The following is a 16,532-nucleotide window of genomic DNA, read 5'->3' on the forward strand; positions in this document are numbered from 1 at the left end:
AGTGACTTCCTCCTTATGGATTTTTGTGGTTTGGTCACTTCAAAATTCTACAAATAAGGGGTGAAGTCCTTTTTTATGCTTTAGAAAACCTTATGACTCTTGGGTTGAAAAATGTGCAAAATGCTCTAAAAACAAACGAATAATAAAAAAAGGCCAGTAGCATTATGCTACTAGCCCTCTATTACTTATTGTTGAGTGCCACGTAATTGTGACTCAGCCATTTGCACTAGACGTTTAGTGATTTCTCCTCCGACTGATCCGTTCGCACGAGCGGAAGCTTCAGGTCCGAGTTGAACACCAAACTCTTGTGCAATTTCATATTTCATTTGATCTAAAGCTGCGTTTGCACCAGGAACTAATAATTTGTTTCTGCCTCCAGAGTTGTTTGTAGCCATCTCTCTCACCTCCTTGTGCATTTAGAATGTGCCGGAATGATTTTTTAATACACAAAAGGTGAGAGGTAAATTGTACTACTATTACCGGTTGAAGGAGAGAATGAGATTATAGTAGATGTTTAAATTTATTTTCTTTCACACGCTTTTCAGGGAAGATATAGACTTCTCTATTCTTCACAGCCCGTTCAATATATTCTTCAAAGTCCACCTGGGATTCAAAATGAGTGACGCGCTCCAATTTTGGTCTTGTTTTCGGATTGGCTGGCGTAAAGACCGTGCAGCAGTCTTCATACGGCTTGATGGATATTTCGTACGTGCCGATTTGCTGAGCGATGTCAATGATTTCAAGCTTGTCGAAAGAAATCAACGGACGCAAAATCGGCGTATTCGTTACCGCATTGATGGCCGTCAAACTTTCCAGCGTCTGGCTTGCCACTTGTCCCAAACTTTCGCCAGTGACCAGTCCAAGCGCACCAATTTCTTCACGCACCCGGTCCGCAATTTTCATCATCATTCTGCGCGTTGTCGTCATGAGCATTTCCGCAGGCACTGTATCTTTGATTAATACTTGCAATTCTGTAAACGGAATGACATGCAGATGGATGGAAGAACCGAATTTCGTCAATTCATTGGCCAAATCTTTTACCTTCTGCAGCGATTGTTCACTTGTATATGGCGGGCTGAAAAAGTGAATCGCATCGATTCTTACGCCGCGTTTCATCATTAAATAACCTGCCACCGGGCTGTCGATTCCGCCGGAAAGCAGCAATAGGGATTTTCCGTTGGATCCCACCGGCATTCCGCCCGCCCCATGAATCACTTCGGACATCAAATAAGCGGCTTCTTTTCGGATTTCAACCCGAAGTTCCACATCCGGATTTTTAACATTGACCGATAAATTCGGATTGTTTTTTAATAAATATCCCCCGACCGCTTTCTGTATATCATATGTTTGATAAGGGAAAGATTTATCTGAACGGTGCACTTCCACTTTAAAAGTGATTTCCCGATCTTTATAACGGTCCATGATTGTTTGGGCAAGTTGTTGGATGCTGCCCATCTCTTTTTCGCACATGGCAACCGGGCTGAATGATGAAATTCCAAATACCCGTGGCAATTTTTCCATCAATTTTTCAAATTGCTCTTCATTATCCAGTTCAATATACATCCGGTCCCGTTCAGCCCGGATTATTAGGCGCCCGATATCGGAAGAGATGTATTTGATGTTATATTTCAATTGCTGGATAAAATCTTTCCGATTCCGTCCCTTCGTCGTTAATTCACCATATCTGATCAATATTTCTTTCCAAAGCATAGTATTATACTCCTTTTAGTTCTTTCATAACTTCTTTGAAAATGGCTTTAAACTGTTCGATTTCTTCATCCGTATTTTTTGCTCCGAAACTGATGCGAATGACACCTTCTTTAAAATGCGGATCCACTTTTAACGCTTCCACCACATGGCTTGTTTTCTTTTGTCTTGACGAACATGCGCTGGATGTGGAAACAATCACTCCCCGTTTTTGCAACGCATTAATGATGACTTCGCCCTTCAGATCCTTCACGCTAAAGGACACAATATGAGGAGCGCCTTCTTTTGAGGAAAGTATATAGATATGATTGCCGAAAGTCGTGAAATAATCAATGAGTTCATCACGCCATTTTGTAAATTTCGCCTGATGTTCTTGCAAACGTTCCACGGCAATACGGCAAGCTTTTGCCAATGCGACTGCCTGTGGGACAGCCACCGTTCCGCTTCTCAAACCAAATTCTTGTCCACCGCCGACAATCAAAGGGGCGATATTCAATTTTCTCTTGAACGCAATGAACCCGGTACCTTTCAGACCATGAATCTTATGGCCGGAAACCGTAATGATGTCCGGTCCGGCGTCTCCATTGAACTGGACATTCAATTTTCCAAAACTTTGCACTGCATCCACATGAAAGATGGCGCGGGAATGTTGATGAATGATTTTTGCCGCTTCTTCAATCGGCTGAATGGCTCCCATCTCATTGTTGACATGCATCATCGTCACAAGCATCGTATCTTTGCGGAGCTTTTCGCGCAATTCATCCAAGGAAATGACCCCATGTTTGTCGACCGACAAATAATCCACTTCATACCCTTCATTTTCCAGTGATTTATAGGCTTCAAGCACGGAGGCATGTTCAATTTCCGTTGTAATGATATGTTTTCCGATATGCTTGTTGGCCTTGGCGACACCAAAAATGGCAAAGTTGTTTGATTCTGTACCACCGGAAGTGAATAAAATATGTTCGGGCTTTGTTTTTAAAATAGTTGCGATTTGGTTTCTTGCCGCTTCCAACAGTTCATTGACTTCCACACCAAAGGCATGGATGGAAGCCGGATTGGCATAATAGTTTTTGTTTACTTCAACAAATGTTTGTAACACTTCTTCGTAGGGTTGTGTTGTTGCACTGTTATCAAAATAAATCATCATTACCAACCTTCTATATACGGGATTTTCAAAAGAAAAGGTTGTACAGAAAGCGAATACTTTCCGGACAACCAACCATTTTAATACTGACTATTGAAAAATAAAAGAACAATAGGTACTTGAAAACGAAAGTTAATAGCAAAATGGTATCTCCCACGATACAACATTTTGATACTATTATACCCTTAAATCAGCATCTCTGCATAAATTATTGTTTCGTTTTTTCGAATACTTCTTCTTGCACAAGTTCTTCGATGCGCTTAATCGCTCCCGGTTCTGCAAGCTCCACGGCTTCCGCCGCCAATTCCAACGCTTTGATATAACGGAAATTGTGGAACGCTTCTTCCGCCTGAAGCAATAACTCATGAACGTTTGGATTGGAACGGTAACGATTGCCGTACTGGATAATCCGTTCAATCAACATCACGTTTTCAATCATTTCTTTTGCTTGTTTTTGCACATTTTGGATACATTTTTCCGCTTTATCCAAATTGCTGTTGACTAAATTCATATTTAATGGAACTTCTTGGAGGCTTTGCATGACAACAAATAATTGCTCTTCCGCTTCTTCCAGACGCGCATCCATTTCCTCCGGGATGCCGGGGATGTTTGCCTTGTGCAACATCCGATCGGTTTCCTGCAACATTTTTTTCAATGAATTCAATTTTGTTCGGGCTTTATTTTCATCAATGCGCAAATTCTTCAACCGGTTTGAAAACTCTTCTTGCACTTCCTGAATCCGTTCAATTTCATTGCTGATTTCCATCAATTCTTCCTGCAGGCTGGAGTATGCGGACTTTTCTTCCCTCACACGGGAAAGAAGCACTTCAAACCGTTTTTGGATCACTTCAAGCTGTTTTAGGCCGATTTTCGGAATCTCCGCTTCTTCCTTTGGCAGACGGTAACTGTTTTGGACATATTCCGCTTCCGTACTTACTTCCCTTGTTGCTTTCAATACTTCGTTCAATGTTTTGTATGCAAGGTCACAATTCTTGTCCACATAATCTTTAGCGTATACTTCTTTTTCAAGCAAATCATAGAAGTTGTCGATCTCATCATTGATTTCCTGGATTCTTTCCGCCACATGTGTAACGTTCAAATTCGCCATTTCTTCTTCCAGTTTCTTCAATTCTTCTTCAATTTGATCCAGGTGTTCAGTTAATTCCAGATGCTGCAAGTAATATGACTGTTCTTCCATTTCCCGTTGACCGGTTCTCAACTCATGGATGGAAGCAGGGATTTTTGTTTGAATCTCTGTTAACAGTGCCGGAATTTCATTGATCAACTCATTCATTTTCTTCGACTTTTCACTCAGGTAAAGAACCGTCTCCCTGGCATTCAAATAATTTCCTTCTCCGGTCAGCTTATCATATTCTTCAAATTTCTGAGGAAATTCTTCGAACATTTTTTCTAAATTGGCCAATGCTGGACCAAAAGAATATTGATGCGCAAGCAGAGTCTTGCGGGCGGAACGGTATTGTTCTTTCAATTGCTCCATTTCAATGCGGTTCTTTTCTTCACTGCCGATTAATTCGTCCAATTCGGATAAAATTTCGTTTTTGATTTGATCGCATCGATTTAAATAATCCTCGATGTCTTTTTCAACCACCGACGCTTTTTTGAATTTAAACCGATCTATGTATTCTTCCGCATCAAACAGCATGGAATCAATTTTGATGATGTCGACGTCCACCACTTCCGTCCACTTGTTGCGCCAACGTTCAAATAATTCTTCCGTCTGACCGTTCATATTTAAATTTTTTATTTTTGTCAACTCTTCAAAAATAGGATAATGTTGAATTTGCAATTTCTTTTTTTCCAGCCGCTCGATCTCGGCAGTATGTTTTTTCCGTATGACAAGCCCGACTATTAATAACGCTAATAGTACGATGATGATAAAGATGATATACTTCATCGTAAGCCTCCTATTCCACACTCACGCAAATTGGCTATATGTTATATAATATACCATGTTTTTGAACTTTTGTTTGAAAAAATAAAGTATTTAATAAAAGTTATTCATTTCTTCTTGATAAGGGGTTGAAAAAATGAAAAAAGACGGCCATATCCATACGCCCTTTTGTCCTCACGGTACAAAAGACCCATTGGAAAAATATATTGAAAAAGCAATTCAACACCGATTCACCGATATCACATTCACTGAACATGCACCGTTGCCCGAAAATTTTATTGACCCGACTCCCGAAAAAGACAGTGGAATGAAACCGGAATTATTATCCCCATACATAGAAACTTTGTCTGAATTAAAGGGGCGTTATAAAAACGATATCAACATTCACATCGGTTTGGAAGTGGATTATATCGTCGGTTATGAAGAAGAAACCAAAATGTTCCTCAATACGGTTGGGCCTTATCTTGATGATGCGATCCTGTCCGTCCATTTTTTGAAATTGAATGAGGAATATGTGTGCATCGATTATTCAGAAACGGAGTTCATGAAATTTGCGGAAAAAGCGGGAAGTGTCCAAGCCGTTTATGACTTGTATTATGATACGGTACTCCAATCAATGGAAGCCGATCTCGGGCAATACAAACCGCGCAGAATCGGGCATCCAACGCTCATCCATAAATTCCAGCATTTCCATAAGCAATCCATTGATGATGAAAGCCGGATCATTGCCATATTAAATAAAATGAAGGAATATGGTTATGAATTGGATGTCAATAGTGCCGGGTTGAGCAAAAAATTCTGTTTGGAACCGTACCCTCCATTTCCAATGATCGAATATGCAAAATCCATTGAAATTCCCCTTGTGTTCGGTTCGGATGCCCATTGTGTCAATGATTTGCATCAACATTATGAAAAAATTTTTCTATAAACAGGAGGCGAGGCGTTTATGTTTACGAGAATCGAATATAAAGGCACTTTAGAAGAACAATATAATCTGTTGTCCAAACAGCTGGCGGCACTGCTTGAAGGGGAAGAAGATTTGATCGCCAATTTAAGCAATGCCAGTGCATTGTTAAACCAATTTTTAACCGATATCAATTGGGTCGGGTTTTATTTAATGAAAAACGGGGAACTCGTCCTTGGGCCATTCCAGGGATTGCCGGCCTGTGTGCGAATTCCGGTGGGCCTTGGCGTCTGCGGCACCGCGGTAGAAAAAGGGGAAACCATCGTGGTCGATGACGTCCACCAATTCCCTGGACACATCGCCTGCGATGCCCGCAGCAATTCAGAAATCGTCATCCCACTGGTGAAAAATGGGGAAATTATTGGCGTCCTTGATATTGACAGCCCATTGAAAAACCGTTTCAAACAGGAAGATCGACTTGGATTGGAAAAATTTGTCCAAACGTTAATCCGATACATTTAATGAAAGTCTCGTAGTATTTCTTTCCGCTTTCCCGGCCAACCAATTTTCAAGCGGGTAAACCCAGATTTACTGATACAAAATTTAGCCAAATAAAAGTGCGAAATACCGCATCATTGTTAATGTTTTTCTCTTGACGGCACTAGAAAAACCATATACAATGGACATCGTGTAAAATAAAAGCAGCAGTTGTATAAACTTGTGGCTGTATTTTATTCCTCCAATAATCATTGGATTGTTGGATGGTGTATGAGTAACCCTAAAGGCTGCTAGGGCGAAAATACATGAAAATAAAATACACATAAGCTCGGGTACAGCTGGTTTTTGTTTTACAACAAAAAAACCAAAAGGAGGAGACACAATGTCTCGTTATACAGGACCAACATGGAAAATTTCCCGTCGTCTTGGTATTTCACTAAGCGGCACTGGTAAGGAATTAGCAAGACGTCCTTACGCACCAGGTCAACATGGACCAACTCAACGCAAAAAATTGACTGAATATGGTCTACAACTTCAAGAAAAACAAAAACTTCGCCATATGTACGGCTTAAACGAACGCCAATTCAAAAACTTGTTCGTAAAAGCGGGTAAAATGAAAGGGGTTCATGGTGAAAACTTCATGATCCTTCTTGAATCTCGCTTGGACAACCTAGTATATCGTCTAGGTCTTGCCCGTACTCGCCGTGCAGCTCGTCAATTAGTAAACCATGGCCACGTGACAGTGGATGGTCAACGTGTTGATATTCCATCTTACACTGTAAAACCTGGTCAAGTGATTTCTCTTCGTGAAAAATCTAAAAACTTACAAATCGTGAACGAAGCGATTGAAGTAAACAACTTCGTACCAGAATACCTTTCTTTCGATCCAGAGAAAAAAGAAGGTACTTACGTTCGTTATCCAGAACGTTCCGAATTGCCGGCTGAAATCAACGAAGCGCTTATCGTTGAGTTCTACTCACGTTAATTTTAGCGGCTTTATCAAAAGAACCCTGGGACTTGCTACAAGTTCCAGGGTTTTTTATCGTTTTAAATTTTTGGGTAAACGCACTAATTCTGGTTGTATCCGCACTAAATGGATTAGCAAATGCACTAAATAAAGTGGCATCCGCACCAAACGGAGTGGCAAATGCACTAAATAAAGCTGCATCCGCACCAAACAGGATAACAAACGCACTAAATGAAGCTGCATCCGCACCAAACAGGATAACAAACGCACTAAATGAAGCTGCATCCGCACCAAACAGGATAACAAACGCACTAAATGAAGCTGCATCCGCACCAAACGGAGTGGCAAATGCACTAAATAAAGCTGCATCCGCACCAAACAGGATAACAAACGCACTAAATAAAGCTGCATCCGCACCAAACAGGATAACAAACGCACTAAATAAAGCTGCATCCGCACCAAACAGGATAACAAACGCACTAAACAAGATAACAAACGCACTAAATGAAGCGGATTTCCCTGCTCCCGATACTAATTAAAAAGAGTGAATGGAAATTTAACCCATTCACTCCTACCTTCTTATTTATCCAATAAATTTCACCATATGATATTTCTTTTTCCCGCGGCGGATGATCGTAAATTCATCGTCCAAACGGTCTTTGCCGCTCACAACATAATTCAAATCCGTCACTTTATCCCCATTGATGGAGATGGCTCCATTTGTAACGTCTTCCCTCGCCTGGCGTTTGGATGGAGAGATTTTTGCTTCCACCAATACATCGACAATATTTTTGTCTTCCTTCGCCATTTCCGCAGTCGGCACATCTTTGAAGGCATCGCGCATTTCGCTGGCGGACAAAGATTTTAAATCCCCGGAGAATAAAGCCTCTGTAATGCGTTTTGCCGTTTCAAGGGCTTCTTCTCCGTGAATGAGTCTTGTCATCTCTTCAGCCAACACTTTTTGCGCTTTGCGTAAATGCGGCTCGTTCTCCACGGACACCGCAAGTTCTTCAATTTCCTCTTTGCCCAAGAACGTAAAGATTTTCAGATATTTCACCACATCGGCATCGGCTGTGTTGATCCAGAATTGATAGAACTCATATGGACTTGTTTTTTCAGGATCCAACCATACGGCGCCGCTTGCCGTTTTTCCGAATTTCGTACCATCCGCTTTTGTAATCAGCGGCATTGTGATGCCATAGGCTTTCGCTTCTTCATCGTGGGTTTTCCGGATGATTTCAAGACCAGTCGTAATGTTGCCCCATTGGTCGGAACCGCCCACTTGCAAACGGACATCATAATGATCGTATAAATGGTTAAAGTCGATGCCTTGCAATAACGTATAGGAGAATTCCGTGAATGAAATTCCTGTTTCGAGACGGGAAGCGATTGTATCCTTCGCCAACATGTAATTGATATTGATCAATTTCCCGTAATCCCTCAAAAAGTCAATGACATTCATTTGGCTGATCCAGTCATAGTTGTTGACCAAAATCGCGCTGTTTTCTTTATCTCCGAATTCAAAGATGCGCTCCATTTGTTTTTTAAGTCCGGCCACATTTTTCTCAATCTGTTCTTTCGAAAGCAAATTGCGTTCTGTGGATCTTCCGGATGGATCCCCGATCATTCCTGTAGCCCCGCCGACAAGCAGCACCGGTCTGTGGCCCGCCTGTTGGAATCTGCGCAATGTCAGCAATGGCACAATGTGGCCGATATGCATGGAATCGGCTGTTGGGTCCACCCCTACATACAATGAAATCTTTTCTTCATTTAGCAGCTTTTCCAATCCTTCTTCATCTGTTTGCTGATAAATCAATCCGCGCCACTTTAAATCTTCCAGTAAAGCATTTGCCATAATTGATTCCTCCTGCTTATTGTAATTATTCAAAAATAATGGGATAAATAGTGGATAGAGACCTATTGCAAAACACAATAAAAAAACTGCATGCAACCAATGCATGCAGGGACGCTCATCACGTGGTACCACCCGGCTTGGAGAAAATCTCCCACTCGTTGTTCCTTATCGCGGAAAACGTCCAAGCTCCGAGAACGTAATTCATGTTTTCATTATGACTGGCTTGCACCAACCGCCAGCTCTCTAAAACAGGGAATGAAAACACTACTGCAATCTCTTCGACGCTTGAAAACCATAAAGATATATTCATGTTAAGCTTCATGAATTATTCTACCCGTTAAATTTTCTTTGTCAACAACTATATTCTGAGTATATGGAATTGTGCTATAATAAACAAGATTTTAGGGGGGACGTGTGTGAGAGAGAAGTTTCAACAGTTATTAAAAAAAATAATATACATTAATGAGAAAATCGAAACAATCGCCACATCAAACAATACAAGCAAATTGCGCATCACCCTTGGTGTCATTTGGAATCTCGGACTTGTCTTTTTCATTATTTTTCTGATTGGCTCCGTGTTTGTTTTTTCGATCGGATTAGGTTATTTTGCTTCCTTGGTGAAGGACGAGCCTCTTTATACAAAAGGGGAAATGAGGAAGCAGATCTACAACTATGAAGAAACGAGCGAAATGTATTTTGCGGGAAATGTTTACATAGGCAAAATCCGAACCGATTTGGAACGGGAAAAAACAACCCTTGATCAAGTATCACCCATTTTGATCAAAGCGGTGCTTGCAACGGAAGACGAATATTTTTACGATCATAACGGGATTGTTCCTAAAGCGGTGCTCCGCGGATTGATCCAGGATTTCACCAATTCATCCACTCAAACGGGCGGTTCGACTTTGACGCAACAGCTCATAAAAAACCAAATATTGACAAATGAAGTATCCTATGAACGGAAAGCGAGAGAATTGCTGCTTGCATTGCGTCTCGAGCATTTTATGACAAAGGATGAAATCTTGGAAGCTTATTTGAACATCATCCCTTATGGAAGAAATTCTTCAGGCCGTAATATTGCCGGAGTGGAAACGGCCGCTAAAGGAATTTTTGGGGTCAGTGCGAGTGAATTAAATTTACCGCAAGCTGCATACATAGCAGGAATTCCCCAGGCGCCATTTTCTTATACCCCTTTCACTCAAAAGGGGCAGCTAAAAAGTGAAGAAGGATTGCAGCCTGGAATCGAACGGATGAAAACCGTTTTATACCGGATGAAACAAGCGGGCTATATTACGGAAGCGGAATATGAAGAAGCCCTTGAATACGACATCACAAAAGATTTCAAAGAACCGGAATCCACAACGATCAAATATCCGTACTTGACTTTCGAAATCGAGCGGCGGGCCAAAGAAATCATGGCAAGAATTTTGGCGGAAAAAGACGGGATTGATCCTAAGCGACTTGACGAAGAAGAAAACCTGTATGAAAAATATATCATCCTTGCCGACCGCGATATCCGTTCCGGCGGCTACCGCATTTATACAACAATCGATAAAAATTTGTATGATGCAATGAACAATGCGGCAAAAGAATTCAAATATTATGGACACACGTTTACGAAAAAAGTGATTGATCCGGAGACAAATCAAGAAATGGAAGTTCCGGATCCGGTACAAGTGGGAAGTATATTGATTGAAAATAAAACGGGAAGGATTTTAAGTTTTGTTGGCGGCAGAGACTTTGAAATAACAGAGTTGAACCATGCGACACAAGCCTACCGTTCCAACGGTTCCACGATGAAACCGCTGCTCGTTTATGGCCCTGCCATTGAGTATGGATTAATCGGCGCAGGAAGCCCGGTTGTGGATGTGAAATTTAATTACAGAGGTTGGAAGCCGAAAAACTATATCCCTAACGAAGAACGGGGCATCATCCCGGCCCGTGAAGCATTGGCTTACTCCCAAAACTTGACAGCGATTCGCTTATACGATCAAATCATTGACAGAAGACCGGCTGAACTTTTGGCGAAAATGGGATTCTCGAAATTAACAAAAGGCGACTTTGAAAACCTTGCGGCCGCAATAGGCGCGATCGATGTCGGTACAACCGTGGAAGAAAACACGAACGCTTACGCCACTTTTGCCAATGGCGGAAAATTTATTGACGCTTATATGATTGAAAAAATTGAAGATGTCGATGGCAATGTCATCTACCAACACGCAGCAGAGCCGGTTCAAGTGTATTCTCCGGAAACATCCTATATCATCACGGATATGATGAGAGATGTGTTTGCATACGGTACTGGAGCCAAAGCCCGCTCCTCATTAAAATTCTCATCGGACTTCGCCGGAAAAACCGGGACATCCGAGAAATACCGGGACGTATGGCTCGTCGGCTACAATCCGAACATCTCGTTGGGAGTATGGTTAGGTTACGATAAACACAGAACGCTCTATCAATTTAATAATGTTTATTTCCAACCAAGTGTCCGTATCAATTTGCTATGGGCGACTTTGATGAATGCCGCTTACGATGCGAAGCCGGATCTGATCGCTTCAAAAGAGCGGTTCCAAAAACCGAAAGATGTCGTTTACGCATCATTCTGCGGCATTTCAGGGATGGCGCCTTCCAAGGCATGCAGCGATGCGGGACTCGTCCGCAGCGACCTGTTCATTCGAAGATTTGTCCCGTCTGCTATCGATAACAGTTTCGTGTCATCTGAAACAAGAACCGTCAATATTAATGGCGAAACCTATCTGGCATTGGATTCAACACCGCAAGAATTCACTTATCCTGCAAGCGGCATTTCGTTGAACCAGGATTTTATATCCAAAATGCTTGGCCGCTTGGGAGGAAATCCGGACAAACTTTTAGGAGAGTCAATTTTGAAAGTAACGAATACGAAAACATTTACCCCTGACCAAGCCGCTCCTCAGCCGGTCAGTGTGACAATCAATGGCAATGTATTGTCCTGGTCCCCTTCCGCTTCCAATGATGTGATCGGATACCGGGTTTACGACCTGACAGGCGGAAGCAGAAAACTGATTGCTTCAGTTAGAAGCGGAGAAAACCGGAGCATTGCTGTCGGCAATGGCCAATTCGGCGTCGCGGCTGTCGATATTACCGGATTGGAATCCTCCGTATCGATGGTTCAAACAGATGGGACTGTAGAGGAAAATCCTGTGGATGATGAAACGGAAAATCATGATCAAATGCCGATTGATAACGGAAATGAAAATGATGATGAAAATAACGGAAATCATCCGCAAATCAACCTGCCAAATAACCAACGGAATCAACAAAATAGACAATAAAAAAATCAGCAGCACAAACTTTTCGTCTGTGCTGCTGATTTTTATTTCTCAAGTAATACTTTTTTCAAAATGGAAACCGCTTCATCGATTTCTTCATAACTTACAGTCAACGGTGGAAGCAATCGGATTACATTCGTGCCGGCAGGACAAACCAACAATCCGGCTTCTTCCAATTTTCCGATGTATTCCGCCACTTCATTTTCACTTTCCAATCCGAGAAGAAGCCCTTTCCCTTTAACTTTAAACTCGCCATGCGGGAATGCCGCTTTTAATTGTTCAACAAAATAGGCTGATTTCTTATTCACTTCTGCCAAAAATTCATCTTGGAACACAATGTCGATCACTTTTTGTGCAACAGCGACACCCAACGGATTTCCTCCAAAAGTTGTACCGTGGGATCCTGGACCAAACGTGTCAAACAATTCTTTTGTACCTAAAATGCCGCCGATTGGGAAACCGCCGCCAAGCCCTTTGGCCATGGACAAAATATCCGGTTTCAATGGCGTCTGTTCGTAGGCAAAACGGGTTCCCGTTCTTCCAATCCCCGTTTGAACTTCGTCGACAATTAATAAAACATCGCTGTTATCACAAATTTCCTGAATGGCCTTTGCAAACTCGTCCGTTACCGGATTGACGCCGCCTTCCCCTTGAATCACTTCAAGCATGATGGCCGCCACCGAATCGTCAACGGCATTTTTCAATGCTTCCACATCATTGAATGGCAAGTACGTGAATTTTTCCAACATTGGCCCAAAGCCTTTTTGGATTTTTTCTTGCCCTGTCGCACTCATTGAACCGAATGTACGGCCGTGGAAGGATTGTTTAAAGGTGATGATATGATGTTTTCCCGTATGTTTTCTGGCAAGCTTGATCGCCGCTTCGTTTGCTTCCGCACCGCTATTGCAGAAGAATGCGTAAGAAAAATGCGTATCTTTCACCAATGATTCTGCGAGCTTTTCTTGACCAGGAACTTGGAATAAATTGCTCGTATGCCAAATTTTTTCGCTTTGTTCTTGAAGGGCTTTGACAAGTTCCGGATGTGCATGCCCTAATGATACAACAGCAATTCCGCTCGTAAAATCCAAATATTCTTTGCCGTTTTGGTCTTTTACAATGGTCCCTTTTCCTTCAACAAGGGCGATTGGTCTTCTTGCATAAGTATTGAATAGTGCACTCATTTCACTAACTCCTTGCTTGTTATTGTCGTACCCGTCAACGTATCGTCAACAATTTCCACTTTAGGAATGCCGGCATTCAATACCCGGATGGCGCCTTCCACTTTCGGTATCATACCGCCTGTAATCTCCCCTTCTTCAATCCATTGATGGATTTGTTCAGGCGTGGCTTGCTTTTGATACTCACCGCCAATCCGGATGCCGGATACATCCGTCACCAACAGCAGACGTTCAGCGCCTACCGCTAACGCAATTTCGCTTGCTACCGTATCACCGTTGATATTTAACCCCTGCCCCTCTTCGGAAGCACCAATGCAGCTGACAACCGGCACAATCTGATTGGCGGTGAGGATATCAATGATGTGGGTATTGATTTTTTTGATTTCTCCTACATATCCATAAGTTTCATAGTCTAATAGTTCACATTGGAGAAGATTCATATCAAACCCGTTTAAACCGATGGCATGGATGCCTGCCCGGTTCAAATCATGGACAAGCATTGGATTCACGAGGCCGACCAAAGTCGATTGAACGACTTCTATCGCCTCTTCGTTCGTCACCCGGATGCCATTGATTTTTTCGGTAGGGATTTCCCTCTTCTCCAGCTCCCGATTGATGGCGGGACCTCCACCGTGGGTAATGATCACTTCATACCCTTCTTCCTGGAGGGTTTTAAAATTGGAAAAGAACGCATCATTTAAGCCCTCTAATGTACTTCCCCCCAATTTGATGACGATTCGCTTATGAGCGGTAGCTTGCGTTGATTTGGACGTAGTCATACGTTAAATCGCACCCCCAAGCAAACCCGTGACCATCGCCTTGAGCCAAAGAAACATGAATTTTTACTTCATTGGCTTTTAAAATTTTGATCAATTCATCTTCATCAAATGGAATCGGTTCACCATTTTCAACCATCGTTTTATCGCCGATTTTGATGGTGATTTTCTCAGGATCGACCGTAGCCCCGCTGTAGCCGACAGCGGCGATGATACGGCCCCAGTTGGCGTCGCAACCAAATACCGCCGTTTTAACCAAAGGAGATCCTACAACCGTTTTGGCAATTTTGCGGGCTTCTTCATCTGAAACCGCCCCTTCCACTTCCACTTCGATGAGCTTCGTTGCCCCTTCTCCGTCGCGGGCAATTGCTTTAGCAAGGTCTTCTGCAACCATTTTCAATGTTTTATAGAAATTGTTCCAATCCGGATGTTCCGGAGTCAGCGGATTATTTCCCGCCATTCCATTCGCCAATACCAATACCATATCGTTTGTCGATGTATCGCCATCAACCGTGATACAATTGAAAGTCAAATCTGTAATTTCAGACAATGCTTTTTGCAATACATCGGATTCAATATTGGCGTCCGTCGTAATAAAGGCAAGCATTGTCGCCATATTCGGTTCGATCATCCCTGAACCTTTCGCCGTTCCTGAAATGATGACCTCTTTTCCATCGATGATTGTGGAATAAGTCGTATTTTTCATCACCGTATCCGTCGTTAAAATCGCTTGGGCAAAATCAATCCCATTTTCAAGCTTGCTGCCGAGCTCAATCTTTTTTACACCTTCGCGGATGCGGTCCATTTTCATCAGTTCTCCAATGACACCTGTTGAAGATACGCCCACAAGTTTGGAGTCGATGCCCAATTTTTCCGCAATCAATTTTTGCATTTCGTAGGCATCAAGCAGCCCTTGTTTTCCTGTGCAAGCATTGGCGTTTCCTGAGTTTACAATCACCGCCTGCATTTTTTTCGTTTCATAAACCACTTCTTTTGTCACTTTAATCGGAGCCGCTTGCACTTTATTTGTTGTAAAAACTCCGGCGACACTTGCAGGCACTTCGCTGTATAAAACGGCCAAGTCCTTTTTCTTATGTTTGATGCCGCAGTGGATTCCCGCAGCTTTAAATCCTTTCGGGGATACAATATTCTTGCTCGATAATTTCATTTCTACAATTGATGACATCATTAAAATCCTCCATTTCTCCCGTAACCGGCTATTTAAATAAACAATGGTACAACGTCTAACCCAACCGTCTGCGGATAGCCCAATTGAACGTTCATATTTTGAATCGCTTGGCCGGCCGCACCTTTTACTAAATTGTCAATGACACTGACGATTGTAGCCCGATTTGTCCGCTCATCAATTTTGGCGAACACATCACAGTAGTTTGAACCTTTTACCCGGCTCGTGCCGATCGTATTCGCATCCGTAATGACGCGGACGAACGGATGGCGTTTATAGGTTTCCAGGTAACATTCAATCAAATCTTTCGTTGTCACCCCATCTGCCACCGGTGCATAGGAAGTGGCCAAAATTCCCCTTGTCATCGGCACAAGATGGGTATTGAAAGTGATCGTCGCCTTCACGTTTGTAAATATTTCAATGGCTTGCTCAATTTCAGGGATATGTTGATGTTCGTTGATTTTATATATTGAGAAGTTTTCATTTGTTTCACTGAAATGAGTCATTTTTGTCGGCTTGTTTCCCGCACCGGAAACACCGCTTTTTGCATCAACTACTAAAAAGGATGGATCGATTAAACCTTCTTTGATTAAAGGAAGGACGGATAATAACACTGCAGTCGGGTAACATCCGGGGTTCGCGATCAACGGAGCTTCTTTAATATTCTCTTCATTCCACTCCGTCAAACCATAGACGCTTTTGTCCACTATTTCCTGTGGAGCAGGCTCTTTTTTATACCATTTTTCATAATCCTGTAGATTTTTCAACCGATAATCTCCGGATAAGTCGATGATTTTCGGGCCTTTTCCCACAAGCGGCGGCAACAGCTTGCTTGTCACTCCACTAGGCGTGCTCGTAAACACCACATCATAGTTCATCAACGTCTCATAATCTATTTTTTGTAGGGGCACATCTTGTATATTCAATAAATGACCAAATTTGGATGAAAAAATGACTCCCTCATCAGAAGACGTAAATAAATCCATCTGTTTTACTTCTGGATGGTTGTGTAAAAATCGGATCAATTCCAATCCACCGTATCCAGTAGCTCCAATGATTCCAACTTTCAACGCAGTCACCTCTTCCGTAAG

The 16,532-nt window shown here is 42.3% G+C and carries 14 protein-coding genes and 1 other annotated feature; of the genes, 4 read left to right on the forward strand and 10 right to left on the reverse strand.

What is annotated here, in order from left to right; all coding sequences use genetic code 11:
* Window positions 1–185: 185 nt before the first annotated feature.
* From ACFPOH_RS16535 to ezrA, 4 genes are all read right to left on the reverse strand, one after another.
* Window positions 186–395 carry an alpha/beta-type small acid-soluble spore protein gene (locus tag ACFPOH_RS16535; protein ID WP_342468919.1) on the reverse strand — a complete coding sequence of 70 codons (210 nt, stop codon included), beginning with the start codon at window positions 393–395 and terminating at the stop codon, window positions 186–188.
* 106 nt (window positions 396–501) lie between these two features.
* Window positions 502–1,710 carry a tRNA uracil 4-sulfurtransferase ThiI gene (thiI, locus tag ACFPOH_RS16540; RefSeq protein WP_342468918.1) on the reverse strand — a complete coding sequence of 403 codons (1,209 nt, stop codon included), beginning with the start codon at window positions 1,708–1,710 and terminating at the stop codon, window positions 502–504.
* Between the two features lie 4 nt (window positions 1,711–1,714).
* Window positions 1,715–2,854 carry a cysteine desulfurase family protein gene (locus ACFPOH_RS16545; RefSeq protein ID WP_390310723.1) on the reverse strand — a complete coding sequence of 380 codons (1,140 nt, stop codon included), beginning with the start codon at window positions 2,852–2,854 and terminating at the stop codon, window positions 1,715–1,717.
* Window positions 2,855–3,062: 208 nt separating this feature from the next.
* The gene (gene ezrA, locus ACFPOH_RS16550; protein WP_390310697.1) at window positions 3,063–4,769 is read right to left on the reverse strand and encodes a septation ring formation regulator EzrA; all 1,707 of its coding nucleotides are present in this window, start codon (window positions 4,767–4,769) and stop codon (window positions 3,063–3,065) included.
* Between the two features lie 133 nt (window positions 4,770–4,902).
* Between ezrA and hisJ the strand changes: the two genes are divergently transcribed.
* From hisJ to rpsD, 3 genes are all read left to right on the forward strand, one after another.
* Window positions 4,903–5,694 (forward strand): histidinol-phosphatase HisJ, encoded by a 792-nt coding sequence (gene hisJ / locus ACFPOH_RS16555; RefSeq protein WP_342468916.1) that lies wholly within the window; start codon window positions 4,903–4,905, stop codon window positions 5,692–5,694.
* Between the two features lie 18 nt (window positions 5,695–5,712).
* Window positions 5,713–6,192 (forward strand): GAF domain-containing protein, encoded by a 480-nt coding sequence (locus ACFPOH_RS16560; RefSeq protein ID WP_342468915.1) that lies wholly within the window; start codon window positions 5,713–5,715, stop codon window positions 6,190–6,192.
* A 358-nt stretch (window positions 6,193–6,550) separates the two neighbouring features.
* On the forward strand, window positions 6,551–7,153 hold the full coding sequence (rpsD, locus tag ACFPOH_RS16565; protein ID WP_342468914.1) for a 30S ribosomal protein S4: 603 nt from the start codon (window positions 6,551–6,553) through the stop codon (window positions 7,151–7,153).
* On the opposite strand, the gene ACFPOH_RS16570 is transcribed toward rpsD, so the two are convergent.
* A complete protein-coding gene (locus ACFPOH_RS16570) occupies window positions 7,128–7,622 on the reverse strand; it encodes a hypothetical protein (RefSeq protein WP_390310699.1) in 495 nt (164 codons plus the stop codon). The genes rpsD and ACFPOH_RS16570 overlap by 26 nt on opposite strands.
* A gap of 96 nt (window positions 7,623–7,718) precedes the next feature.
* A complete protein-coding gene (tyrS, locus tag ACFPOH_RS16575; protein ID WP_390310701.1) occupies window positions 7,719–8,990 on the reverse strand; it encodes a tyrosine--tRNA ligase in 1,272 nt (423 codons plus the stop codon).
* Between the two features lie 104 nt (window positions 8,991–9,094).
* Window positions 9,095–9,281: a binding site (T-box leader), on the reverse strand.
* A gap of 125 nt (window positions 9,282–9,406) precedes the next feature.
* Here tyrS and ACFPOH_RS16580 point away from each other — a divergent pair.
* On the forward strand, window positions 9,407–12,304 hold the full coding sequence (locus ACFPOH_RS16580; protein WP_342468911.1) for a transglycosylase domain-containing protein: 2,898 nt from the start codon (window positions 9,407–9,409) through the stop codon (window positions 12,302–12,304).
* 41 nt (window positions 12,305–12,345) lie between these two features.
* On the opposite strand, the gene ACFPOH_RS16585 is transcribed toward ACFPOH_RS16580, so the two are convergent.
* The 4 genes from ACFPOH_RS16585 to argC are packed head-to-tail and all read right to left on the reverse strand — an operon-like array spanning window position 12,346 to window position 16,511.
* Complete coding sequence (locus ACFPOH_RS16585; RefSeq protein ID WP_342468910.1) at window positions 12,346–13,482, reverse strand: acetylornithine transaminase; 1,137 nt, start codon at window positions 13,480–13,482, stop codon at window positions 12,346–12,348.
* Window positions 13,479–14,258 carry an acetylglutamate kinase gene (gene argB / locus ACFPOH_RS16590; RefSeq protein ID WP_342581660.1) on the reverse strand — a complete coding sequence of 260 codons (780 nt, stop codon included), beginning with the start codon at window positions 14,256–14,258 and terminating at the stop codon, window positions 13,479–13,481. The genes ACFPOH_RS16585 and argB overlap by 4 nt, the downstream gene beginning before the upstream one ends.
* Window positions 14,221–15,441 (reverse strand): bifunctional ornithine acetyltransferase/N-acetylglutamate synthase, encoded by a 1,221-nt coding sequence (gene argJ / locus ACFPOH_RS16595; protein ID WP_342468908.1) that lies wholly within the window; start codon window positions 15,439–15,441, stop codon window positions 14,221–14,223. Before argJ ends, argB begins: the two co-directional genes overlap by 38 nt.
* A 35-nt stretch (window positions 15,442–15,476) precedes the next feature.
* Window positions 15,477–16,511: an N-acetyl-gamma-glutamyl-phosphate reductase gene (argC, locus tag ACFPOH_RS16600; RefSeq protein ID WP_342468907.1), complete on the reverse strand. Its 1,035-nt coding sequence runs from the start codon at window positions 16,509–16,511 to the stop codon at window positions 15,477–15,479.
* Window positions 16,512–16,532: the final 21 nt, after the last annotated feature.

Origin of the sequence: Ureibacillus suwonensis (assembly GCF_042655065.1) — a bacterium.
Taxonomy (GTDB): domain Bacteria; phylum Bacillota; class Bacilli; order Bacillales_A; family Planococcaceae; genus Ureibacillus; species Ureibacillus suwonensis.